Origin of the sequence: Klebsiella sp. ME-303 (genome assembly GCF_007910085.1) — a bacterium.
In the GTDB taxonomy this organism is placed as follows: domain Bacteria; phylum Pseudomonadota; class Gammaproteobacteria; order Enterobacterales; family Enterobacteriaceae; genus Klebsiella; species Klebsiella michiganensis.
In genome coordinates this window covers 88,189-110,340 of the sequence record NZ_VOJB01000072.1, presented here as the reverse complement: position 1 = coordinate 110,340, position 22,152 = coordinate 88,189, and the positions used below count along the sequence as shown (strand labels likewise).

At 58.7% G+C, this 22,152-nt stretch carries 21 protein-coding genes, 2 pseudogenes and 1 riboswitch; of the genes and pseudogenes, 14 read left to right on the top strand and 9 right to left on the bottom strand.

What is annotated here, in order from left to right; genetic code table 11:
• Positions 1 to 12 precede the first annotated feature (12 nt).
• Positions 13 to 164: riboswitch (FMN riboswitch) on the bottom strand.
• A gap of 120 nt (positions 165 to 284) precedes the next feature.
• Positions 285 to 566, top strand: a complete 282-nt coding sequence (gene ubiK / locus FQK12_RS11270) for a ubiquinone biosynthesis accessory factor UbiK (protein ID WP_004854265.1) — start codon at positions 285 to 287, stop codon at positions 564 to 566.
• A 53-nt stretch (positions 567 to 619) separates the two neighbouring features.
• Here the strand turns inward: ubiK and glgS are convergent, their stop codons facing one another.
• The 4 genes from glgS to FQK12_RS11250 form a co-directional block, all read right to left on the bottom strand.
• Positions 620 to 829: a cell surface composition regulator GlgS gene (glgS, locus tag FQK12_RS11265; protein ID WP_014226883.1), complete on the bottom strand. Its 210-nt coding sequence runs from the start codon at positions 827 to 829 to the stop codon at positions 620 to 622.
• A gap of 273 nt (positions 830 to 1,102) precedes the next feature.
• A complete protein-coding gene (hldE, locus tag FQK12_RS11260; protein WP_014226884.1) occupies positions 1,103 to 2,536 on the bottom strand; it encodes a bifunctional D-glycero-beta-D-manno-heptose-7-phosphate kinase/D-glycero-beta-D-manno-heptose 1-phosphate adenylyltransferase HldE in 1,434 nt (477 codons plus the stop codon).
• A gap of 58 nt (positions 2,537 to 2,594) precedes the next feature.
• Positions 2,595 to 5,429: a bifunctional [glutamate--ammonia ligase]-adenylyl-L-tyrosine phosphorylase/[glutamate--ammonia-ligase] adenylyltransferase gene (gene glnE / locus FQK12_RS11255; protein ID WP_004854270.1), complete on the bottom strand. Its 2,835-nt coding sequence runs from the start codon at positions 5,427 to 5,429 to the stop codon at positions 2,595 to 2,597.
• A 23-nt stretch (positions 5,430 to 5,452) separates the two neighbouring features.
• Entirely contained in the window at positions 5,453 to 6,751 is a 1,299-nt protein-coding gene (locus FQK12_RS11250; protein ID WP_014226885.1) for an inorganic triphosphatase, read from the bottom strand.
• Positions 6,752 to 6,965: 214 nt separating this feature from the next.
• On the opposite strand from FQK12_RS11250, the gene FQK12_RS11245 reads away from it, so the two are divergent.
• Positions 6,966 to 7,586, top strand: coding sequence for a TIGR04211 family SH3 domain-containing protein (locus FQK12_RS11245; protein ID WP_014226886.1), 621 nt, complete (start codon positions 6,966 to 6,968; stop codon positions 7,584 to 7,586).
• Positions 7,587 to 7,646: 60 nt separating this feature from the next.
• Positions 7,647 to 8,888: a multifunctional CCA addition/repair protein gene (locus FQK12_RS11240; protein ID WP_014226887.1), complete on the top strand. Its 1,242-nt coding sequence runs from the start codon at positions 7,647 to 7,649 to the stop codon at positions 8,886 to 8,888.
• A 10-nt stretch (positions 8,889 to 8,898) separates the two neighbouring features.
• Here the strand turns inward: FQK12_RS11240 and bacA are convergent, their stop codons facing one another.
• Positions 8,899 to 9,720: an undecaprenyl-diphosphate phosphatase gene (gene bacA, locus FQK12_RS11235; RefSeq protein WP_004854277.1), complete on the bottom strand. Its 822-nt coding sequence runs from the start codon at positions 9,718 to 9,720 to the stop codon at positions 8,899 to 8,901.
• Positions 9,721 to 9,923: 203 nt separating this feature from the next.
• Positions 9,924 to 10,307: a bifunctional dihydroneopterin aldolase/7,8-dihydroneopterin epimerase gene (folB, locus tag FQK12_RS11230; RefSeq protein ID WP_014226889.1), complete on the bottom strand. Its 384-nt coding sequence runs from the start codon at positions 10,305 to 10,307 to the stop codon at positions 9,924 to 9,926.
• Positions 10,308 to 10,528: 221 nt separating this feature from the next.
• Here folB and plsY point away from each other — a divergent pair, with 221 nt between their 5' ends.
• Positions 10,529 to 11,149 carry a glycerol-3-phosphate 1-O-acyltransferase PlsY gene (gene plsY, locus FQK12_RS11225; protein ID WP_004854283.1) on the top strand — a complete coding sequence of 207 codons (621 nt, stop codon included), beginning with the start codon at positions 10,529 to 10,531 and terminating at the stop codon, positions 11,147 to 11,149.
• 96 nt (positions 11,150 to 11,245) lie between these two features.
• On the opposite strand, the pseudogene FQK12_RS27635 reads toward plsY, so the two are convergent.
• Positions 11,246 to 11,329, bottom strand: a pseudogene (locus tag FQK12_RS27635) (short-chain dehydrogenase); the annotation flags it as partial.
• Here FQK12_RS27635 and FQK12_RS11220 point away from each other — a divergent pair.
• The 8 genes from FQK12_RS11220 (at position 11,319) to FQK12_RS11185 (ending at position 18,024) form a co-directional block, all read left to right on the top strand.
• Positions 11,319 to 12,143: an urease accessory protein UreD gene (locus FQK12_RS11220; protein WP_014226890.1), complete on the top strand. Its 825-nt coding sequence runs from the start codon at positions 11,319 to 11,321 to the stop codon at positions 12,141 to 12,143. The pseudogene FQK12_RS27635 and the gene FQK12_RS11220 overlap by 11 nt on opposite strands.
• A gap of 9 nt (positions 12,144 to 12,152) precedes the next feature.
• Complete coding sequence (locus tag FQK12_RS11215) at positions 12,153 to 12,455, top strand: urease subunit gamma (protein ID WP_014226891.1); 303 nt, start codon at positions 12,153 to 12,155, stop codon at positions 12,453 to 12,455.
• Positions 12,456 to 12,464: 9 nt separating this feature from the next.
• Positions 12,465 to 12,785: an urease subunit beta gene (locus tag FQK12_RS11210; RefSeq protein ID WP_014226892.1), complete on the top strand. Its 321-nt coding sequence runs from the start codon at positions 12,465 to 12,467 to the stop codon at positions 12,783 to 12,785.
• Positions 12,778 to 14,481: an urease subunit alpha gene (ureC, locus tag FQK12_RS11205; RefSeq protein WP_014226893.1), complete on the top strand. Its 1,704-nt coding sequence runs from the start codon at positions 12,778 to 12,780 to the stop codon at positions 14,479 to 14,481. The genes FQK12_RS11210 and ureC overlap by 8 nt, the downstream gene beginning before the upstream one ends.
• A gap of 9 nt (positions 14,482 to 14,490) precedes the next feature.
• The gene (ureE, locus tag FQK12_RS11200) at positions 14,491 to 14,964 is read left to right on the top strand and encodes an urease accessory protein UreE (protein WP_014226894.1); all 474 of its coding nucleotides are present in this window, start codon (positions 14,491 to 14,493) and stop codon (positions 14,962 to 14,964) included.
• Positions 14,965 to 15,639: an urease accessory protein UreF gene (locus FQK12_RS11195; RefSeq protein WP_014226895.1), complete on the top strand. Its 675-nt coding sequence runs from the start codon at positions 14,965 to 14,967 to the stop codon at positions 15,637 to 15,639.
• An 8-nt stretch (positions 15,640 to 15,647) separates the two neighbouring features.
• Positions 15,648 to 16,265, top strand: a complete 618-nt coding sequence (ureG, locus tag FQK12_RS11190) for an urease accessory protein UreG (protein WP_004105899.1) — start codon at positions 15,648 to 15,650, stop codon at positions 16,263 to 16,265.
• Positions 16,266 to 16,416: 151 nt separating this feature from the next.
• Positions 16,417 to 18,024 carry a purine-cytosine permease family protein gene (locus FQK12_RS11185; RefSeq protein ID WP_014226896.1) on the top strand — a complete coding sequence of 536 codons (1,608 nt, stop codon included), beginning with the start codon at positions 16,417 to 16,419 and terminating at the stop codon, positions 18,022 to 18,024.
• 47 nt (positions 18,025 to 18,071) lie between these two features.
• On the opposite strand, the gene tsaD is transcribed toward FQK12_RS11185, so the two are convergent.
• Positions 18,072 to 19,085, bottom strand: coding sequence for a tRNA (adenosine(37)-N6)-threonylcarbamoyltransferase complex transferase subunit TsaD (gene tsaD, locus FQK12_RS11180; RefSeq protein ID WP_014226897.1), 1,014 nt, complete (start codon positions 19,083 to 19,085; stop codon positions 18,072 to 18,074).
• Positions 19,086 to 19,448: 363 nt separating this feature from the next.
• Here tsaD and rpsU point away from each other — a divergent pair, with 363 nt between their 5' ends.
• Both rpsU and dnaG read left to right on the top strand, forming a co-directional pair.
• On the top strand, positions 19,449 to 19,664 hold the full coding sequence (rpsU, locus tag FQK12_RS11175; RefSeq protein WP_001144069.1) for a 30S ribosomal protein S21: 216 nt from the start codon (positions 19,449 to 19,451) through the stop codon (positions 19,662 to 19,664).
• A 234-nt stretch (positions 19,665 to 19,898) separates the two neighbouring features.
• Complete coding sequence (gene dnaG / locus FQK12_RS11170) at positions 19,899 to 21,644, top strand: DNA primase (protein ID WP_014226898.1); 1,746 nt, start codon at positions 19,899 to 19,901, stop codon at positions 21,642 to 21,644.
• Between the two features lie 238 nt (positions 21,645 to 21,882).
• Here the strand turns inward: dnaG and FQK12_RS11165 are convergent.
• Positions 21,883 to 22,140 (bottom strand): annotated as a pseudogene (locus FQK12_RS11165) (tRNA (adenosine(37)-N6)-threonylcarbamoyltransferase complex transferase subunit TsaD); the annotation flags it as partial.
• Positions 22,141 to 22,152 lie beyond the last annotated feature (12 nt).

The following is a 22,152-nucleotide window of genomic DNA, read 5'->3' as shown; positions in this document are numbered from 1 at the left end:
ACCCGGCTGAGCCGTTACTCTCTCCCATCCGGACTCTAACCGTCGGCCCCGGAATTACACCGGATCTGCTGACCTTTCTGCATTTGCAGAAAGCGCTCGCGGGCTTTCAACGCTATGGTTGATTTACCGCCGGTGGGGAATTTCGCCCCGCCCTGAGAATAAGCAAAGCAACTATAACGCTATTGACTATCGTCGGCAATGCATAAGCTTCAAACATTTATGGTTTATAGGCGCCGACGATCGCACTACAATGAGCGGATAACCGACCAGAGCAGGAAACCACCATGATTGACCCGAAAAAAATTGAACAAATCGCCCGTCAGGTTCATGAATCAATGCCGAAGGGGCTCCGCGATCTGGGGGAAGACGTGGAGAAAAAAATCCGTCAGGTGCTCCAGTCGCAGTTAACTCGCCTGGACCTGGTAAGCCGCGAAGAGTTCGACGTGCAGACGCAGGTGCTGTTGCGCACGCGTGAAAAGCTGGCGCTTCTGGAGCAGCGTCTTAACGATCTGGAAAACCGTTCGCCGAGCGCGCCGGCAGCGCCGGACGTCGAAGAGAAGCCGTAAAACAAGCAACGGGCCGTCAGGCCCGTTGTCGTATCTGTACTGCGGTAAGTAGATTAGTGCTCCAGCTCCGCTTCTGGCGACATGGTTTTATTCGCCTGGCGGCAGTAAAGTTCATAGCGTTGACAAAACCATTCGCGATGCGCTTCATCCATATTACCAACAATGGCCTGAAGATCGACGGGCTGACCTTGTGCGTTCATTCTGGCGAAGCTCTGGGCCAGAAAATCAAAATTCTTCATTAAATACATATCGTTTTTCTTCATACGCATACTCCTTCAGCCGTTGGTCTTCTGATTGGTCATATGCTTTTTACTGACTTCAGTATTTATCCTTACCTTAGCTTTTTTTGTACGAAAAATGCGCCTCAAATGGCGATTTGTTGAGCCAAATCATTTATGCCGTCATTAAATAAAAAGAGGCCCGCGATTAGGCGATCGCGGGCCTCTTTTGTCCTGTTTTGCAGCGTTATCGCCGGTTACGCCTCGGTTAGCGCGATAATTCCGGACATACCGCCGCTACGGTGCGAAGAGAAAACATTACTGTTTGTTATCTTTCTGGATCTTCTTGATGATGTTGGTCGTCGAGCAGCCATCTTCAAAGTTGAGCACCAGCACCTCGCCGCCGTTTGCCCAGACTTCTTCGCTACCGGCGATCTGTTCCGGCTTATAGTCGCCGCCTTTTACCAGCAGATCCGGCAGAATTCCGGCAATCAGCCGCTGCGGGGTATCCTCTTCAAAAGAGACCACCCAATCGACGGCTTCCAGCGCGCCCAGCACGATCATCCGCTGATCCAGCGGGTTGACCGGGCGAGAGTCGCCTTTCAGACGCCGGGTTGACGCGTCGCTGTTCACCGCAACGATCAGCCGATCGCCCAGCTTGCGGGCGTTAGCCAGGTAGGAAACATGGCCCGCGTGTAAAATGTCGAACACGCCGTTGGTCATCACCACTTTCTCGCCGCGCTTACGCGCCGCGGCAACCGCCAGCTTCAGCTCTTCTTCGCTCATCACGCCAAAACCGGTCTCGGAACGCCCGCGTACCGCGTTCTCCAGTTCGATAGGCGAAACGGTAGAGGTACCGAGTTTGCCCACCACGACGCCCGCCGCCGCGTTGGCAAAGTAGCAGGCCTCTTCCAGAGTGTTGCCGGAGGCCAGCGTCGCCGCCAGCACGCCAATGACCGTGTCGCCCGCGCCGGTAACATCATAGACTTCCTGGGCCTGAGTGGGCATATGCAGCGGCGGTCGCCCCGGCTGCAGCAGCGTCATCCCCTGCTCGGAACGGGTCACCAGCAGCGCCGAGAGGTCAAAATCGGCGATGATTTTCATCCCGCGCTCAACGATCTCTTCTTCATCCTTACATTTACCCGCGACCGCCTCAAACTCTGAGAGATTAGGCGTCAGCAGGGTGGCGCCGCGATAGCGTTCAAAATCCGTGCCCTTCGGGTCGATAAGCACCGGAACGCCCGCGTCGCGAGCCAGCTTAATCATGGTCTGGACGCTGGTCAGAGCGCCTTTGGCGTAATCAGACAGCACCAGCGCGCCAATGGAGCTCAGCGCCTGCTGAATACGCTCGTGCATCGGCTGAGGATCGACGCCGGAGAAACCCTCTTCAAAATCGAGACGAATCAGCTGCTGGTTGCGCGACAGCACGCGCAGTTTGGTAATCGTCGGATGGGTCGGGACGGACACAAAGTCGCACTTCACGTTGACGTCGGCCAGCGCCTTGCTTAACGCGCGGGCGGCATCGTCAATCCCGGTCAGGCCAACCAGACGAGAGGTCGCGCCGAGCGACGCAATATTCATCGCCACGTTTGCCGCGCCGCCAGGACGTTCTTCGATATTTTCCACCTTCACCACCGGCACCGGCGCTTCCGGCGAAATACGGCTGGTGGGACCATACCAGTAGCGGTCCAGCATCACATCGCCAACCACCAACACTCCTGCACGTTCAAACTCTGGCAGCGTTACTTTCATTCCTCTCTCCTGCGAGACGCAAACTTTGCGCGCGATAATAGCACACCCGGTTTTTTAGTTAAGCCATCAACCACTTCTGCCAGCTGGCGCTGACCTGTTCACGCTCCTGGCTAAACGCTTCTGGCGCCACGTTCCCCGGCTGCTCCTGCAGCGCCAGGTGATGGAGCGCATCGCGCAGCGTGGTGTAAGCGTGAGTTAACGCCCTCGCCTCTGCCTCGTCCATAATGTCGTTCTGCGCCAGCAGTTCCAGAATACGGACGTTATCGGACCAGCGCGTGAGCTTCGGTTTATCACTGGCATAGCGTAGGACCAGATACTGGGTAATAAATTCAATATCCGTGATACCCCCGGCATCGGCTTTAATATCAAAGCGATCGTGATGCTTATTCCCCAGGTGAGCGCGCATTTTTTCACGCATTTCCCGCACTTCGGTCTGCAGTTTTTCGCCTTCTCGCGGGGTAGTAAGAATATCCCGACGAATGGCGTCAAAGCGCGCCTGTAGCTCAGGATCGCCATACACTACGCGGGCGCGAACCAGCGCCTGATGCTCCCAGGTCCATGCCTCATTTTGTTGATAATCAGCAAAGGCATCGGCGGTGGTCACCAGCATGCCCGCCGCGCCAGAAGGACGTAAGCGAGCGTCCACTTCGTACAGAATGCCCGACGAGGTGCGAGTGCTGAAAAGATGCATGATGCGCTGCGCCAGCCGCAGATAAAACTGACGACCGTCGATTTCGCGCTCGCCGTCGGTCATCACCTCCATCGGACAATCGTGGAGGAACACCAGATCGAGATCGGAACTGTAGCCCAGCTCCCAGCCCCCCAGCTTACCGTAGCCAACCACCGCAAAACCGCGCCCCTGGCGATCGTGCAGGTGCGTCGGCTGCCCGTAGCGGGCCACCATCTGCAGCCAGGCCTGCTGGACCACCGCGTCAATCATCGCCTCCGCCAGCCAGGTTAAGTGATCGCTCACTTTCATCACCGGCAGGGTTCCGGCGATATCGGCCGCGGCGATATGCAGCAGCTGCGCCTGCTTAAACTGGCGTAGCGCCTCCAGCTGCTGCTCTTCATCATCTTCCGGTACGCGCAGCAGATACTGGCGCAGCTCATCGCGATAGGCATCGGTGGCCGTCGGCTGATAAAGCGTATTCGGGTCCAGCAGCTCGTCCAGCAGCAGCGGATGGCGAGCCAGCTGGCTGGCGACCATCGGCGACGCCGCGCACAGGCTAATCAGGTGCTTTAACGCGCCGGGGAATTCGCTCAGCAGCTCCAGATAGGTTGTGCGGGTGACAATCCCGGTGAGCAGCGGCGTAATGCGCGCCAGCGGCACCGGGGCATCCGCGCGCGAGCAGATTTCGCTGAGCAGATGCGGCATGAGCTGGTCGAGCACCTGACGGCCGCGCGGGCCAATCGTGCGCCGGTCCAGCTCTTTACGAAAATCGGCGATCAGCGCCAGCACGCTGCGGCGATCGCTGTCGGCGAGATGCGCCAGCGCCGGGCTGGTATCATCCTCCTGCAGCGCGTCCTGCCACAGTTCGCGCCAGTACTCTTCAAGCTGTTCATCCGGCGACTGGGTTTCATCGTCGCCGATCAATTCATTAAACACGCGCCGCACGTTGGCCATCTGCTCCGCCAGCCGCGCGCTGAGCGTATCCCAGTCGGCAGCCCCCATCCCCCAGGCCAGCCGGGCGCGATTAAGTTCATCCTGCGGCAGGGTTTGCGTCTGCTCGTCGTTGATGCTTTGCAGCAGGTTTTCCAGGCGACGCAAAAACAGATAGGCTTCGCGCAGCCTCTGCGCATCCCCTTCCGGCAGCAGGTGCAGCTCTTCGATGGCGGCCAGCGTCGGCAGCAAAGCCCGCTGTTGCAGCATCGGTTCGCGTCCGCCGCGAATCAGCTGGAAGACCTGGACGATAAACTCCACTTCGCGGATGCCGCCCGCGCCGAGCTTGATATTGTCCTTCAGTCCCCGACGGCGCACCTCACGGGCGATCATTCCCTTCATGTTGCGCAGAGACTGAATCACGCTGAAATCAATATAGCGGCGGAAGACAAACGGCCGCAGCATGGCGCGCAGTTCGCTGGCGTAAACGCCATCGTTATCGCCCATGATTCGCGCTTTCACCATCGCGTAGCGCTCCCAGTCGCGCCCCTGCTCCTGGTAATAATCCTCCAGCGCGGCAAAGCTCAGCACCAGCGGGCCGCTGTCGCCAAACGGGCGCAGGCGCATATCCACGCGGTAGACAAAGCCATCCTGGGTGGGCTGATCCAGCACCTTAATCAGGCGCTGCCCGAGGCGGGTAAAAAACTGGGCGTTGTCCAGCTCGCGACGGCCGCCGCGCGTGGCGCCATGCTCCGGCCAGGCGAAAATCAGATCGATGTCGGAGGAGAAATTCAGCTCGCCGCCGCCGAGCTTGCCCATCCCGAGGATCAGCAGCGGCTGCGGCGTACCTTCAGCATTACACGGAGTGCCCCATTCACGGCAGCAGGCGGCGTATAGCCAGTCGCGCGCAGCGACGATTAAGGTCTCCGCCAGCGCGCTTAGCTGCTGCAGGCTGCTCTCTTCGCTGACCAGCGATAGCGCCTGGGCCCAGGCGATACGCACCATGATCCGACGGCGAAACTGGCGTAGCTCGCGCATCAGCGCGGCTTCATCATTGACCTCGGCCAGGCGAACCTGCAGCCAGTCGGCATAGTGATGCCACTCCTGCGCCTCGGGAGGCGCACTTTCAAGCTCCGCCAGCCACTGCGGCTGCGCGATCAGACTCTGTTCGACGAAATCGCTAAAGGCCATGACCGATTGCGCCCGATCGCTCAACGTCGATACGGGAAAATCCGCTGGTAGCCGGCCTGCGACCGTCTGCCAGTGCTGCTGTAATTGCGAAGAAAGCGGCATCTTAGGGGCTCCCTGGCCTGAAATTATCGTTTTCCACTATGCAGCCAGAACGGCTCCGCGGCCAGCGCCTGGCGACGAAAATATTCGATAACGCTGCTGTCGTTATGCGCAATCGCCCGGCGGGTTTCTTGCCAGTTTTCCAGCCACGGCGCGGCAGCGTCGATATAAGCGCCGGATAGCAGCTGAACGGTGTCAATTTCACGGGTCAGGCGCGGAAGCTGATCGACATAACCGTCAGCGGACGGCTGGCGGAAGGCGTTTTTCAGCTCCGCCGCCGCTCTGGAGAGCTGAATATCCGCGAAGCGTTTAAACGAACCGGCAATTTTCTGCTCTCCGGCTGCGTTCAGGAAGGGACGCCAGCCGCGGTTTATCAGCAGATCGGTGAGCGTCAGCTTGGCTCTGACGGTCGCCACGCTGAAAAGCGCCGCCTGGGCGGTTTCGGCCTCCGCCAGCGCCGCCTCAGCTTCGCTCAGACGCTCACGCAGCAGCGTGGTGGCCTTGCGCGGGACAATACCGCCAAACAGCACCAGCGCGTGCCGCACGCGGGCAATAGCGTGCAAAATCTCTGCTTTCGCTTTTGCATTGCCGCGATTGAGGAGTTCATCATGATACAGCCAGTGCGCCAGCGCGCTTTCCAGCGCCGCTTCCAGACCCTGCTCGACGCTGGCCTTCGGCGCGACGCGAAGGATCGTTAACGCGGTCAGCGGACGTTCTTCATTGCCCTGCGCCAGATGATAACCGCGCGCCGCCTTGCTCAGGCTGCCCTGACGCAGTACGCCGGTATCCAGCAGGCGACGGGCAAGGGTCAGAATGTCCTGGGTAGTACCGGACAGCAGTTCCAGCTCCAGTTCACAAATCGGTTCCTGATGCTCGCCGGCTTTAACTTCGCCGCGGTCAAGCGCAATTTCAATTTCGCTGTCGCCTTCTTTGACCACCCATCTTTCACGCTCAAAATCGGTGCTGAAAAGCGGCTGTACGTTCTGTGCGAGCGCCGCCGGCAGTTCCCCCTGCGGCCAGACCTCAGCCGGCAGTTTCTCCAGCGCCAGCTCCGGCGTGTCCAGAGGAATGTTGTATTCCGGACGCTGATGCAGGCCGCCGACGACGCGCCCGGCAATTTTCAGCGTCATTTCATAGCGCCCCTGGTCGCCGCGAATGCGCAGCCCCATGTCGTGGCGGCGCAGCCAGTTATCCGCCGTTTCATAGTAAATATTCAGCAATTGACCCGCTGGCGTATGCTTTGCCTCCAGCGCGTTGAGGTGCTGACGCAGCGCGTCAACGCCATCCTGAGCGACGATAAACTTTAATTCGATTTCTTGAGCCATGACTGAATTCTTCCGCTTATATGCTGTGCCGGGAAATTGCGGCGAACTAACAACGATATTTCTTGTCAGTAAATAGTATTTTGCGGCGAATCGCCATGCAATGCGCATTTTGCCGGGCCACCTCCTGGATGATTCCGATTGTGGCGGAAAACTTTGCGTCGCTTCGGCGATGCCACTACTATCGTTCAACTTTTTATGACCAAACGATGACCTGATGCCAAAATTACGCCTTATTACATTGACTTTGCTGGCGCTGAGCGCCGCCACGGCGGTTCACGCGGAAGAAAAACGTTACGTTTCAGATGAACTGAATACCTGGGTGCGCAGCGGTCCGGGCGATAACTATCGTCTCGTGGGCACCATCAACGCCGGTGAAGAAGTCGCGGTGCTGCAAACCAACGACAGCACGAACTATGCTCAGGTACGCGACAACAGCGGCCGTACCGCCTGGATCCCCTTGAAAGAGCTGAGCAACGAGCCCAGCCTGCGCACCCGCGTGCCGGATCTGGAAAACCAGGTCAAAACCCTGACCGACAAACTCAACAACATCGACACCACCTGGAATCAGCGCACGGCGGACATGCAGAAGAAAGTCGCCGGTAGCGACGCCGTGATAAACGGTCTGAAAGAAGAGAACCAAAAGCTGAAAAATGAGCTGGTTGTCGCGCAGAAAAAGGTAAACGCCGCAAATCTGCAGCTTGATGACAAACAGCGCACCATTATCATGCAGTGGTTTATGTACGGCGGCGGCGTGCTGGGCGTCGGCCTGATCCTCGGACTGGTGTTGCCGCACCTGGTACCGAGCCGCAAACGCAAAGACCGCTGGATGAACTAATTCGTCTTCTCTGCCAGACTTACGTATCATCGTAAGAAAATAAAGACGGGAGAGTGAGGCGTGAAGGTTTATCTGGTCGGTGGTGCAGTACGAGATGCGTTATTAAGGCTACCGGTTAAAGACAAAGATTGGGTCGTGGTTGGCGCCACGCCTCAGCAACTTCTCGACGCGGGCTACCAGCAGGTAGGCCGTGATTTTCCCGTGTTCCTGCATCCGCAAAGCCGCGAAGAGTATGCGCTGGCGCGCACCGAGCGCAAGTCCGGCTCCGGCTACACCGGCTTTACCTGCTATGCCGCCGCTGACGTCACCCTTGAGCAAGACCTGCTGCGCCGCGATCTGACGATCAACGCGCTGGCCCAGGACGCCGACGGCCAGATTATCGATCCCTACGGCGGCCAGGCTGATTTACGCCAGCGCCTGCTGCGCCACGTCTCGCCCGCCTTTAGCGAGGACCCGCTACGCGTCCTGCGCGTGGCGCGTTTTGCCGCCCGCTACGCGCATCTGGGGTTCCGCATCGCCGATGAAACCATGGCGCTGATGCGGGCGATGGCCGATGCTGGCGAGCTGGCGCACCTCACGCCCGAGCGGGTGTGGAAAGAGACGGAAAGCGCCCTCTCTACCCGCAATCCGCAGGTCTTCTTCCAGACATTACGCGACTGCCGCGCGCTCAAGGTGCTGTTCCCGGAAGTCGACGCTCTTTATGGCGTACCGGCCCCGGCTAAATGGCACCCGGAAATCGACACTGGCCTGCATACGCTGATGACCGTCACCATGGCGGCGATGCTCTCGCCCGAAGTGGATGTCCGTTTTGCCACCCTATGCCACGACCTCGGGAAAGGGCTAACGCCGAAAGCGCTCTGGCCGCGCCATCATGGTCACGGTCCGGCTGGCGTTAAGCTGGTCGAGCAGCTCTGCGCCCGTTTGCGGGTGCCAAACGAGCTGCGCGACTTGGCAAAACTGGTCGCCGAATTTCACGATCTGATTCATACCCTGCCCATCCTGCAGCCGAAAACGCTGGTCAAGCTGTTCGATAATATCGACGCCTGGCGCAAGCCGCATCGTGTCAGGCAAATCGCGTTAACCAGCGAGGCCGACGTGCGCGGGCGCACCGGCTTTGAAGCCTGCGATTATCCGCAGGGTCGCCTGCTGCTGGAAGCCTGGGACGTTGCCCGGTCGGTTTCAACAAAAGAGGTGGTGGCGGAAGGTTTTCAGGGCGTTGAAATTCGTGAAGAGCTGACGCGTCGGCGGATTCAGGCCGTCGCCCGCTGGAAAGAAAAGCGTTGCCCTCAGCCGCGGGACTGAGGGCGGACGCTTAGAAGAAGACCACGTAGACCGCTGCCGCAACGATAAAACGGTAGATGGCGAACGGGATAAACGAAATACGTTTAATCAGCTGCAGGAAGGTTTTAATCGCAATCAGCGCGACGATAAACGCCGTGATAAAACCGACGGCAAACATCGGAATATCACCGGCGTTCAGGAAGCCAATGCTCTTGTACATATCCAGTACGGTTGCGCCCATCATCATCGGCACCGCCAGCAGGAACGAGAACTCAGAGGCCGCATAGCGGCTGACGCCCATCAGCATCCCGCCGGAAATCGTCGCCCCGGAACGCGAGAAGCCCGGCCACAGCGCCAGACACTGGAAGCAGCCGATGACGAACGCCTGACGATAGGTCATATCATCAATGCCCACCGCGCGGGGCTGTTTTGGCTTCAGCACCTCCGCCGCGATCAGCAGCACGCCGCCGACAATCAGCGCGTACATCACGTTTATCGGGTTAAACAGCGATTTGATGGTATCGTGGAAAATCAGCCCCAGCACCACCGCCGGGATCATCCCCAAAAGAATATGGATAAGCGACAGGCGACCGCTGCCCTGGCCTTCATGCTCGGGCTTTTTGCCAAAATGAATGCCGATAAGACCAAACAGGCGGCGCCAGAACATCACCACAACGGCCAGAATGGAACCAAGCTGAATGACGACTTCAAACGTATTCGCAGTATCGCCTTCAAAACCCAGCAGATGACCGACAATAATCATATGACCAGTACTGGAGACAGGTAAAAATTCTGTCAACCCCTCAACCACACCCAATATTGCCGCTATCAGCAGCGAGTGTATATCGCTCATCCAATTAAACCCTTTAAAAAGTAAAATGAAAAAAACCAGGAACGAAGAACCGAGCTATCAGGCGTGCTTATTTGGCCACAGACAGCGCGCAGAAAAGTGAGCGTACAGGTTGTACGTAAGGATTTCGAGCGCTGTCACAGGGCAAAACGGCAAAGAAAATAGCCTGATGGCCGGATTCTATGACCGGTATAAACGCAATTTGTTTAACGAGTATGACCTGAAAAGTTTTGTTTCAGATTAAGGCCACGTTCAATAATGACGCCGACGTTAGCCGCCCGGGCTACCGCCCCAGGTTTGCTGACTTTAATACGTACCCATGGAGATTGAAACTTTTCCAGCAGCAGGTCGGCAATTTCTTCCGCCACGCGTTCCACCAGCGCAAAACGCCCGCCTTCGACGTGGCTGATTACCAGTTCGCTGATATCAGCATAGCTGAGACAATCGCTGACATCATCGCTGGCCGCCGCTTTGCGGTTATCCCACGCCATTTCGATATCGAACACCAGCTTCTGTTCGATGGTCTGTTCCCAGTCGTAAACACCAATTGTGGTGATTACCGAAAGTTGCTCTATAAATACAATATCCATCACGACCTGCCTGCTTTTTGGCTAAACCGGATACCACTTCCGGCCAATTATGCGTATTATCCACAGATGCAAAGACATCCCCTAAATAATTTGCGTTGCAGGAAGACAGTGACGCGGCAAGGCTCCAGGAGCATAGCGTCGCTATGGGTCCCGGCGAGCCAATGCGCGGACAACGCGCAGTGCGCAGGGGATAAAACGACACTTTCAAAATGGAACAGCTGATGAGTGCAATCGCGCCTGGACTGGTTATCCTCGCCTACCTCTGCGGCTCAATCTCCAGCGCCATTCTCGTTTGCCGCCTCGCTGGCCTTCCCGACCCTCGCGACAGCGGCTCCGGCAATCCAGGGGCGACGAACGTCCTGCGAATTGGCGGCAAGGGCGCAGCCGTAGCGGTGCTTATTTTTGACGTCCTGAAAGGGATGCTGCCGGTCTGGGGCGCGTGGGCGTTAGGCCTGACGCCGTTCTGGCTCGGCCTGGTGGCGATCGCCGCCTGCGTGGGCCATATCTGGCCGGTATTTTTTAACTTTCGCGGCGGTAAAGGCGTGGCCACCGCTTTCGGCGCCATTGCTCCTATCGGCTGGGATCTCACCGGCGTGATGGCCGGAACCTGGCTGCTGACGATTCTGCTCAGCGGCTACTCCTCGCTGGGGGCTATCGTGAGCGCGCTGATTGCGCCGTTCTATGTCTGGTGGTTCAAACCGCAGTACACTTTCCCGGTTTCGATGCTGTCATGCCTGATTCTGCTGCGCCATCACGACAACATACAGCGTCTGTGGCGTCGTCAGGAAACCCGCATCTGGACCCGGCTCAAAAAGAAGAAAAAAACGCCGGAGCAGAAATAACCTTTGCTGCGCCGCAACTCGCGGCAAGTGAGTCCCAGGTGATTAAGGTGAACCAACGCGGCTGCGGCTCGAAGTATGACGGGCATAAGCTTTTCATATGACCGGGATGATTGGCCCCCGATCAATACTCTTCGCTGCTGTTTTATCTTGATTTTGCAGGGGCGCGACATTGCACGGCACCGTGTTACCACAGAATAAAAAAGGCTGGCAGGCCTCGCTGGACCTCCAGTTTCAATTTCTCGGCGGGAAAACCACGCTCGCCTCCCGTCGTCATGTCGGTCCCCTCACCGTTCAGCGCCCGTTTTATCCCGAAGAAGAGACCTGCCACCTCTATCTGCTTCATCCGCCCGGCGGTATCGTCGGCGGCGATGAGCTCACCATTAGCGCGACGTTGGATCCCGGGTGCCACACGCTGATCACCATGCCCGGCGCCAGCAAGTTCTATCGCAGCAGCGGCGCGCAGGCGCGTCTTCAGCAAACCCTGACGCTGGCCGAAAACTCAACGCTCGAGTGGCTGCCGCAGGACGCCATCTTCTTTCCCGGCGCCAACGCCGCTTTGTCTACCGTCTTTCATCTCTCCGCCTCCAGCACGCTGCTGGCGTGGGACCTGCTGTGCCTTGGCCGGCCGGTCATCGGCGAAGCCTTTAGCCACGGCGCGCTCGCCAATCGCCTGGAGGTGTGGGTCGACGGCTCTCCGCTGCTGATTGAGCGCCTGAGCCTGGCCGATGGACAGCTGGCCTGCGTCGCGCAGCAGCCGTGGGTGGGAACGATGCTGTTCTACCCGGCGAACGAAACGCTGCTCGAAGGCGTACGCGAAAAACTTACGCCGCTGGCAAACTACGCCGGCGCGACGCTCACCGACGGCCTGCTGACGGTACGCTTTCTAAGTGACGATAATCTGCTTTGCCAGCGGGCGATGCGCGATATCTGGCAATTTATGCGCCCGCACCTGACCGGCAAATCTCCGGTACTCCCCCGAATCTGGCTGACTTAAGAGAACGCTATGGAACTGACACCCAGAGAAAAAGACAAGCTGTTGCTGTTTACCGCCGCGCTGGTGGCGGAGCGTCGCCTGGCCCGCGGTCTGAAGCTCAATTATCCCGAATCCGTGGCCCTGATTAGCGCCTTTATTATGGAGGGCGCGCGCGATGGCAGAAGCGTCGCCGAGCTGATGGAAGAGGGACGCCACGTCCTGAGCCGCGACCAGGTCATGGAAGGCGTGCCGGAAATGATCCCCGATATCCAGGTCGAAGCCACCTTCCCGGACGGCTCGAAGCTGGTTACCGTCCATAACCCGATAATCTGAGGTAGCGCGATGATCCCAGGAGAATATCAGGTAAAACCCGGCCAGATAGCGATTAACGTCGGCCGCGCCACCTGCTGCATTATCGTTGAAAATCACGGCGACCGGCCGATTCAGGTCGGCTCGCATTACCACTTCGCCGAGGTCAACCCGGCGCTGAAGTTCGATCGCCAGCAGGCGACCGGCTATCGCCTGAATATCGCCGCCGGCACCGCAGTGCGCTTCGAACCGGGCCAAAAGCGCGAGGTGGAGCTGGTGGCGCTGGCCGGAACCCGCGCGGTGTACGGTTTCCGCGGAGACGTTATGGGCGCGCTGGAGGCAAACGATGAGTGACATTTCACGTCAGGCCTATGCCGACATGTTCGGCCCCACCACCGGCGATAAAGTTCGCCTGGCGGACACCGAGCTGTGGATCGAGGTCGAAGATGATTTGACCACCTACGGCGAAGAGGTCAAATTCGGCGGTGGCAAAGTGATCCGCGACGGTATGGGCCAGGGACAGATGCTTTCCGCCGGGTGCGTGGATCTGGTGCTGACCAATGCCCTGATCGTCGATTACTGGGGGATCGTCAAAGCCGATATCGGCGTCAAAGACGGGCGGATCTTCGCGATCGGCAAAGCCGGCAACCCGGATATTCAGCCAAACGTCACGATCGCGATCGGCGCGGCCACGGAAATTATTGCGGCGGAAGGCAAGATCGTCACCGCCGGCGGCGTCGATACGCATATTCACTGGATCTGTCCGCAGCAGGCGGAAGAGGCGCTGGTCTCCGGCGTCACCACCATGATCGGCGGCGGGACCGGCCCGGCGGCGGGCACCAACGCCACGACCTGCACGCCCGGGCCGTGGTACATCTCGCGGATGCTGCAGGCCGCGGACAGCCTGCCGGTCAATATTGGCCTGCTGGGTAAAGGCAATGGTTCGAATCCGGATGCGCTGCGTGAGCAGGTCGCGGCCGGGGTTATCGGCCTGAAAATTCACGAAGACTGGGGCGCGACCCCGGCGGCAATCGACTGCGCGCTGACGGTGGCCGACGAAATGGACGTACAGGTCGCTCTGCACAGCGACACCCTCAATGAGTCCGGATTCGTTGAGGATACCCTGGCGGCCATCGGCGGGCGCACTATCCATACTTTCCATACCGAAGGGGCGGGCGGCGGCCATGCGCCGGATATTATTACCGCCTGCGCGCACCCCAATATTCTGCCCTCGTCGACCAACCCGACGCTGCCCTATACCGTCAACACCATTGACGAACATCTGGATATGCTGATGGTTTGCCATCATCTCGACCCGGATATCGCCGAGGACGTGGCGTTTGCCGAATCGCGCATTCGGCGGGAAACCATTGCCGCGGAAGACGTCCTGCACGATCTGGGCGCCTTCTCCCTCACCTCGTCTGATTCGCAGGCGATGGGCCGCGTCGGCGAAGTGGTGTTGCGCACCTGGCAGGTGGCGCACCGGATGAAGGTCCAGCGCGGCCCGCTGGCGGAAGAGAGCGGCGATAACGACAACTTCCGTGTGAAGCGCTATATCGCCAAATACACCATTAATCCGGCGTTAACCCACGGTATCGCCCATGAAGTCGGTTCGATTGAAGTGGGGAAACTGGCGGATCTGGTGCTGTGGTCCCCGGCGTTCTTCGGCGTGAAGCCGGCGACGATCGTCAAAGGCGGCATGATCGCGATGGCGCCGATGGGCGACATCAACGCCTCTATCCCGACGCCGCAGCCGGTGCACTATCGCCCGATGTTCGGCGCGCTGGGCAGCGCTCGCCACCGCTGCCGTTTGACCTTTCTGTCGCAGGCGGCGGCGGAAAACGGCGTCGCTGAACGGCTGAACCTGCACAGCGCGACGGCGGTGGTTAAAGGCTGCCGCACGGTACAAAAAGGCGATATGCACCACAACGGCCTGCTGCCCACTATTACCGTGGATTCGCAAACCTACGAGGTGCGCATCGACGGCGAACTGATAACCAGCGAACCGGCGGACGTGTTACCGATGGCGCAACGTTATTTCCTGTTTTAAGGAGCGCAAATGCTTTATTTGACCCAACGGGTGGAGACCCCGGCGCAGGCCACGGCCAGCGTTACCCTGCCGATTGACGTGCGGGTAAAAAGCCGCATTAAAGTCACGCTTAACGATGGCCGTCAGGCGGGCCTGCTGCTGCCGCGCGGTCTGCTGCTGCGCGGCGGCGACATTCTCAGTAACGAAAACGGTAGCGAATTCATTGAAGTGATCGCCGCTGATGAAGCCGTTTCGGTCGTACGCTGCGCCGATCCTTTTATGCTGGCGAAGGCCTGCTATCACCTTGGCAATCGCCACGTGCCGCTACAGATTATGCCCGGCGAGCTGCGCTATCATCACGATCACGTCCTGGACGATATGCTGCGCCAGTTTGGCCTGGCCGTGGATTTCGCGCATCTGCCGTTTGAACCGGAAGCCGGCGCCTACGCCAGCGAATCGCACGGCCATCACCACCACCATCACGATCGTGAGCACAGCCACTAAATGCCGACGCCGGAAAAACGTCTGCGCTTGATGCAGCTTGCCAGCAGCAGCCTCCCGGTTGGCGGCTACAGCTGGTCCCAGGGGCTGGAGTGGGCGGTGGAAGCGGGCTGGGTAGCGGATACCGCCGCCTTTGAGCGCTGGCAGCTGCGCCAAATGGAGCAGAGCTTTTTTACCGTCGACCTGCCGCTGTTTGCCCGCCTCTACCGGGCCTGCGAAGCGGGCGATCTGGCCTGCGCCCGGCGCTGGACCGCTTATCTGCTCGCCTGCCGGGAAACTCGCGAGCTGCGCGATGAAGAGCGCAACCGCGGCGCGGCCTTCACCCGGCTGCTGGCCGACTGGCAGCCGGACTGCCCGCCCGAGTGGCGCAAGCTGTGCCAGCAAAGTCAGCTAACCGGCATGGCGTGGCTCGGCGTACGCTGGCAAATCGCCATTCCTGACCTGGCCCTGAGCCTTGGCTATAGCTGGATTGAAAGCGCGGTGATGGCGGGCGTCAAGCTGGTGCCCTTTGGCCAGCAGGCGGCCCAGCAGTTGATTCTTCGCCTGTGCGACCGCTACGCGGCGGACATGGACAGCGCCCTGGCGACCCCGGACGACGCCATCGGTTCGGCGACGCCGCTTGCGGCTATCGCTTCCGCCCGGCACGAAACCCAGTATTCCCGATTATTCCGTTCTTAGGAGAAGGTATGAACATGATTAAGCAACCGCTGCGCGTCGGCGTCGGCGGCCCGGTCGGCTCCGGAAAAACCGCGCTGCTGGAAGCCCTCTGCAAAGCCATGCGCGACACCTGGCAGCTGGCGGTGGTGACCAACGATATCTACACCAAAGAAGATCAGCGCATTCTCACCGAGGCTGGCGCCCTGGAGCCTGAACGCATTGTCGGCGTCGAAACCGGCGGCTGCCCGCATACCGCTATTCGGGAAGATGCGTCGATGAACCTTGCCGCGGTGGAAGCGCTGAGCGAGAAATTCGGCAATCTCGATCTCATATTTGTGGAAAGCGGCGGCGATAACCTGAGCGCCACCTTCAGCCCGGAGCTGGCGGATCTCACCATCTACGTCATCGACGTGGCGGAAGGGGAAAAGATCCCGCGCAAAGGCGGACCGGGGATCACCAAATCCGACTTCCTGGTGATCAACAAAACCGATCTTGCACCGTACGTGGGCGCGTCTCTGGAAGTGATGGAGCGCGATACCCTGCGCATGCGCGGCGAACGCCCGTGGAGCTTCACCAACCTGAAAAGCGGCGACGGCCTGCAAAATATCATCGCCTTTATCGAAGACAAAGGCATGCTCGGCAAGTAACCCCTGCACCATCCCGGCGCAGAGGTGTCGGGATGGTGCATACCCTGCCCTCTCTTTAGCCATCCCCTTCATGAAGCCCTGATAGCGCCTGCCCTGCGATGTGGCATAAGGTTTGCTAATTCCAGTCATGCCTAACCATTAAGGAATGACTATGTCATCACTGGATATAAAAACTGATTTACCTGCGCAAACCAGTGCCTCCGGCTCCAAAGAAACGCTGGAAGATTATACCCTTCGCTATGCTCCGCTGAGCTTTCGCCGCTGGGGACCGGGGGTTGTCGCGGTGACCGCATTGGGCGGCATCGCCTATCTGGCTGACTTTTCTATCGGCGCCAGCATCGGCATGGCCTGGGGCACCACCAATGCGATTTACGCGATCCTGCTGGCGGCGCTGGTTATTTTTCTTACCGGTATTCCGCTGGCGATTACCGCCGCGCGCTATAACATCGACCTCGACCTGATCACCCGCAGCGCCGGTTTCGGCTACTTTGGTTCGGTGATCACCAGCATTATCTTCGCCGGATTTACCTTTATCTTCTTCGCGCTTGAAGGCTCGATCATGGCGCAGGGGCTGCTGGTGGGCCTGGGGATCCCGCTGTGGATGGGCTACCTCATCGCCACGCTGATGGTCTTGCCGCTGGTGGTCTACGGCATGAAGGCGCTGACTCGCCTTCAGGTCTGGACGACGCCGCTGTGGCTGGTCCTGATGGTGGTTCCGGTGGTCTGGCTTATCGCCAAAGACCCGGATCTGGTGGACGGCTTTATGAACTTCGCCGGTAAAAACAACGCCTCAACGGTAGATTTAACCGCCATTATGCTCGGCGCGGGGGTGTGCCTGTCGCTGATCATGCAGATTGGCGAGCAGATCGACTACCTGCGCTTTATGCCGCCGAAGACCGCGGAAAACAGCAAAAGCTGGTGGCTGGCGGTGTTCTCCGCCGGCCCGGGCTGGGTCGTATTAGGCGCGATTAAACAGATTATCGGCGCTTTCCTCGGCTTCTATCTGCTGACCCGCTTCCCGGCGGTGCACAACACCGAACCGGTGCAACAGTTCGTCAGCGTCTTCGATAACCTGGTCCCCGGCTGGCTGGCGCTCACCCTCGCGGTGGTGCTGGTGGTTATCTCGCAGATTAAAATTAACGTCACCAACGCCTATTCCGGCTCGCTGGCGTGGACCAGCGCCTGGACGCGCACCACCAAACGTTATCCGGGGCGGATTATTTTCGTCATCGTCAACCTGACGATTGCCCTTGCCCTGATGGAAGGCGATATGTTTAGCGCTCTGGCGTGGATCCTCGGCTTCTATTCTAACTTTGCCATCGCCTGGGTGGTGGTGGTCGCCACCGACATCACCGTCAACAAAGGGGTGCTGAAGCTGGCGCCGGCGCAGCCGGAGTATCGCCGCGGGATGATCTACAACGTCAACCCGGTAGGCGTAGTCTCTTTTGCCCTAGCGGCAGGCCTTTCGATTAGCGCCTTCTTCGGCCTGCTGGGCGAAACGCTGGCGCCGTTCTCGCCGCTGATTGCGCTGGCGGTGGCTTTCGTGATGACGCCGGTCATGGGGATCGCCACCCGCGGGCGCTATTACATTAAACAGCACGATGATGGTATTGCCGAGCCGCGCTACGATGCGCAGGGTAACGCGTCGATCACCGTTTACCGCTGCCTGAGCTGCCGGGAAGAGTACGAACGTCCTGACGTGATGCATTCGCACAAGCACCAGGGGGCGATTTGCTCGCTGTGTAAGAGTATGGAATAAGTCGCGAAGGCAGGCCGACAGGACGTCGGCCTGTGAAATATCAGACGTTATGCCGCCGGAAGCTCAGCCAGCGGCCAGCGCGGACGAACGGTGACACCGAGCTCCGCTTTAGCGCCGGAGCGCAGACGGACCATCCCCGCATAGGCAATCATCGCGCCGTTATCGGTACAGAATTCAGGACGAGCGTAGAAGACTTCACCACCGCGCTTTTTCATCATTTCCGCCAGCTTCGCGCGCAGCGTACGGTTAGCGCTGACGCCCCCCGCCATCACCAGCCGTTTAAAGCCGGTTTGATCCAGCGCGCGGCGGCACTTAATCATCAGCGTATCCACGACCGCATCTTCGAAAGCGCGGGCGATATCGGCGCGGGTTTGATCGTCATCGCCGTTGCTGCGAATGGTGTTCGCGGCAAAGGTCTTGAGGCCAGAAAAGCTGAAATCCAGCCCGGGGCGGTCGGTCATCGGGCGCGGGAAGACAAAGCGCCCTTCGGTGCCCTGGGAGGCCATCTTCGACAGCATCGGGCCGCCGGGATAATCCAGCCCCAGCAGTTTCGCTGTCTTATCGAAGGCTTCGCCCGCCGCGTCGTCAATCGATTCGCCCAGCAGTTCATACTGGCCAATGCCGGTGACGCCGATCAGCTGGGTATGGCCGCCGGAAACCAGCAGCGCGACAAAAGGATACTGCGGCGGATTATCTTCCAGCATCGGCGCCAGCAGATGCCCTTCCATATGGTGTACCGGGATCGCCGGCACGTTCCAGGCGAACGCCAGCGAACGGCCAACCGTTGCGCCGACCAGCAGCGCGCCCACCAGGCCGGGGCCCGCCGTATACGCAACGGCATCGATATCCTTTGCCGTCAGCCCGGCTTCCTTGAGCGCCGCCTGAATCAGGGGGACGGTTTTACGTACGTGGTCGCGCGAGGCCAGCTCGGGCACCACGCCGCCGTAGTCAGCGTGCAATTTCACCTGACTATACAGCTGGTTGGCTAACAGACCTTTTTCGTCGTCATAAATGGCGATGCCGGTTTCATCGCAGGATGTTTCAATTCCCAGTACACGCATGGCTAGTTTTACCTCGTTTCAATACCGCGCAGTGTAGGACCAATGCGGGTTGATGTATACCCTAAGAATTTCAGGTCGCGGGAAGGCGGCGACGCAGCGCATCCCCCGGAGCGTACGGAAAGTACGTGACTGGGGTAAGCGAGAAAAGCCAACGCTCCTGCGGGCTGAAAGACGACGGGTATAAAACTTTCCTCACCCCTGGCGTTCACTTCGTGTATACTCCCTGTCCTTATAAAAGTCCCTTTCAAAAATCGCGTCGGTGCTTTACAAAGCAGCAGCAATTGCAGTAAAATTCCGCACCATTTTGAAATATGCTGGCGCTGATGCCAGCGGCAAACCGAATTTATCAAAGGTGAGAGTTACATGCCGGTAATTAAAGTACGTGAAAACGAGCCGTTCGACGTAGCGCTGCGTCGCTTCAAACGTTCATGCGAAAAAGCAGGTGTTCTGGCGGAAGTTCGTCGTCGTGAGTTCTATGAAAAACCGACTACCGAACGTAAACGCGCTAAAGCTTCCGCAGTGAAACGTCACGCGAAGAAACTGGCTCGCGAAAACGCACGCCGCACTCGTCTGTACTAATCTGTTGGGAGCCACGCTCTCAATTCAGACCGAGTTGTAGTTGTAAGGCCGTGCTTCCGAAAGGAATGCGCGGCTTATTTTCGTTTATGCATTAGCATATACACCCAATCATTCAAGATGCATCAAGGCGGCAAGGGAGTGAGTCCCCGGAGCTTACCGAAGTAAGTGACAGGGGTGAACGAGCGAAGCCAGCGCAGAGGCAGCTTGAAGGGTAACGTGTATAAAACGGGGCATATGGCTGGACGAATTCCACGAGTATTTATCAATGACCTGCTGGCGCGCACCGATATCGTCGATCTGATCGATGCCCGGGTAAAGCTGAAAAAGCAGGGCAAAAATTTTCACGCGTGCTGTCCGTTCCATAACGAAAAAACCCCCTCTTTCACCGTCAACGGTGAAAAACAGTTTTACCACTGCTTCGGCTGCGGTGCGCACGGCAACGCTATCGACTTCCTGATGAACTACGACAAGCTCGAGTTCGTGGAAACCGTTGAAGAGCTGGCTGCCATGCATAATCTAGACGTGCCGTATGAAGCAGGTAGCGGACCCAGCCAGATTGAGCGCCATCAGCGGCAAAATCTCTATCAGCTGATGGATGGTCTGAACACGTTTTATCAACAGTCTCTGATGCAACCCGCCGCCGGCCCCGCGCGCCAGTATCTGGAAAAACGCGGCTTAAGCAGCGAGGTGATTACGCGCTTCGCGATTGGCTACGCCCCTCCCGGTTGGGACAACGTTTTAAAACGTTTTGGCGGTAATCAAGAAAACCGCCAGTCGCTGATTGATGCGGGCATGCTGGTCACTAACGATCAGGGGCGCAGTTACGACCGCTTCCGCGAACGGGTGATGTTCCCCATCCGCGATAAGCGAGGCCGGGTGATTGGTTTTGGTGGTCGCGTGCTGGGTGACGCCATGCCGAAGTACCTGAACTCCCCGGAGACCGATATTTTCCATAAAGGCCGCCAGCTGTACGGTCTTTATGAAGCGCAGCAGGATAACGCTGAACCGCCCCGCCTGCTGGTGGTCGAAGGTTATATGGACGTGGTGGCTCTGGCGCAGTTCGGCATTAACTATGCCGTTGCATCGCTGGGGACGTCGACGACCGCTGACCATATTCAGCTGTTGTTCCGGGTCACCAATCAGGTGGTTTGCTGCTACGACGGAGACCGGGCCGGCCGCGATGCCGCCTGGCGCGCGCTGGAAACGGCGCTGCCGTATATGACCGACGGGCGCCAGCTGCGCTTTATGTTTCTGCCGGATGGCGAAGACCCGGATACGCTGGTGCGCAAAGAAGGGAAAGCCGCATTTGAAGCGCGGATGGAGCAGGCTCAGCCGCTCTCCACGTTTTTGTTCAACAGCCTGCTACCGCAGGTGGATTTGAGCACCCCGGACGGCCGCGCGCAGCTGAGTACCTTAGCGCTGCCGCTGATAACCCAGGTGCCGGGTGAAACGCTGCGCATTTACCTGCGCCAGGAGTTAGGCAATAAGCTGGGGATTTTAGATGATGCGCAGCTTGAACGTTTAATGCCAAAACAGTCTGAAAATGGCATCCAGCGCCCTGCTCCGCAGCTAAAACGCACGACCATGCGTATACTGATAGGGTTACTGGTACAAAACCCGGATCTGGCGCCGCTGGTACCGCCCCTGGAAGGGCTGGACCCGCGTAAAATGCCGGGGCTTGGGCTGTTCAACGAACTGGTTAAAACCTGTTTGGCACAGCCGGGCCTGACCACCGGGCTGCTGTTAGAGCAGTATCGCGGCACAAATGAGGCCGCAACCCTTGAAAAACTGTCGATGTGGGACGATATAGCAGATAAGGATATTGCTGAAAAAACCTTCACCGACTCGCTCAACCATATGTTTGATTCACTGCTGGAGCTGCGGCAAGAAGAGTTGATAGCTCGCGACCGCACGCACGGCTTAAGCAGTGAAGAGCGCCGGGAACTCTGGACCATCAGCCAGGAACTGGCCAAAAAATAAACGAAAGACGAACTCATTCAAGTTGTATCAAAGCAGCAAGAGAACGAATCCCCGGGAGTGCGCACAAGCACATGACCAGGATGAGAGAACGTAGCTAACGCAGAGACAACTTGAAAGATAACGCATTGAACGGCTTAAGTGCCGAATATCGTTCGGGAAGACCCCGACAGCCGCTCGAGGCGCAGCGGCAATAATATAAGTACGCCCTCGCTTTAAATGTTGGCAGTTCGCCTGCTTNGCCGACCAGGCCTGGACCCGCCGTATAGGCGACGGCGTCGATATCTTTCGCCGTCAGACCGGCTTCTTTCAGCGCCGCCTGGATCAGCGGCACCGTTTTGCGCACGTGGTCGCGCGATGCCAGCTCCGGCACCACGCCGCCGTAATCCGCATGCAGTTTCACCTGACTATACAATTGGTTGGCTAACAGACCTTGCTGGTCGTCATAAATCGCGATGCCGGTTTCATCGCAGGATGTTTCAATGCCCAGTACACGCATGAGTTGTTTTAC

Excerpts from the sequence above, each read along its gene's own strand:
- ubiK (WP_004854265.1), top strand. The coding sequence starts at position 285 with ATGATTGACCCGAAAAAAATTGAACAAATCGCCCGTCAGGTTCATGAA.
- glgS (WP_014226883.1), bottom strand. The coding sequence starts at position 829 with ATGAAGAAAAACGATATGTATTTAATGAAGAATTTTGATTTTCTGGCC.
- hldE (WP_014226884.1), bottom strand. The coding sequence starts at position 2,536 with ATGAAAGTAACGCTGCCAGAGTTTGAACGTGCAGGAGTGTTGGTGGTT.
- glnE (WP_004854270.1), bottom strand. The coding sequence starts at position 5,429 with ATGCCGCTTTCTTCGCAATTACAGCAGCACTGGCAGACGGTCGCAGGC.
- FQK12_RS11250 (WP_014226885.1), bottom strand. The coding sequence starts at position 6,751 with ATGGCTCAAGAAATCGAATTAAAGTTTATCGTCGCTCAGGATGGCGTT.
- FQK12_RS11245 (WP_014226886.1), top strand. The coding sequence starts at position 6,966 with ATGCCAAAATTACGCCTTATTACATTGACTTTGCTGGCGCTGAGCGCC.
- bacA (WP_004854277.1), bottom strand. The coding sequence starts at position 9,720 with ATGAGCGATATACACTCGCTGCTGATAGCGGCAATATTGGGTGTGGTT.
- folB (WP_014226889.1), bottom strand. The coding sequence starts at position 10,307 with ATGGATATTGTATTTATAGAGCAACTTTCGGTAATCACCACAATTGGT.
- plsY (WP_004854283.1), top strand. The coding sequence starts at position 10,529 with ATGAGTGCAATCGCGCCTGGACTGGTTATCCTCGCCTACCTCTGCGGC.
- FQK12_RS11215 (WP_014226891.1), top strand. The coding sequence starts at position 12,153 with ATGGAACTGACACCCAGAGAAAAAGACAAGCTGTTGCTGTTTACCGCC.
- FQK12_RS11210 (WP_014226892.1), top strand. The coding sequence starts at position 12,465 with ATGATCCCAGGAGAATATCAGGTAAAACCCGGCCAGATAGCGATTAAC.
- ureC (WP_014226893.1), top strand. The coding sequence starts at position 12,778 with ATGAGTGACATTTCACGTCAGGCCTATGCCGACATGTTCGGCCCCACC.
- ureE (WP_014226894.1), top strand. The coding sequence starts at position 14,491 with ATGCTTTATTTGACCCAACGGGTGGAGACCCCGGCGCAGGCCACGGCC.
- FQK12_RS11195 (WP_014226895.1), top strand. The coding sequence starts at position 14,965 with ATGCCGACGCCGGAAAAACGTCTGCGCTTGATGCAGCTTGCCAGCAGC.
- ureG (WP_004105899.1), top strand. The coding sequence starts at position 15,648 with ATGAACATGATTAAGCAACCGCTGCGCGTCGGCGTCGGCGGCCCGGTC.
- FQK12_RS11185 (WP_014226896.1), top strand. The coding sequence starts at position 16,417 with ATGTCATCACTGGATATAAAAACTGATTTACCTGCGCAAACCAGTGCC.
- tsaD (WP_014226897.1), bottom strand. The coding sequence starts at position 19,085 with ATGCGTGTACTGGGAATTGAAACATCCTGCGATGAAACCGGCATCGCC.
- rpsU (WP_001144069.1), top strand. The coding sequence starts at position 19,449 with ATGCCGGTAATTAAAGTACGTGAAAACGAGCCGTTCGACGTAGCGCTG.
- dnaG (WP_014226898.1), top strand. The coding sequence starts at position 19,899 with ATGGCTGGACGAATTCCACGAGTATTTATCAATGACCTGCTGGCGCGC.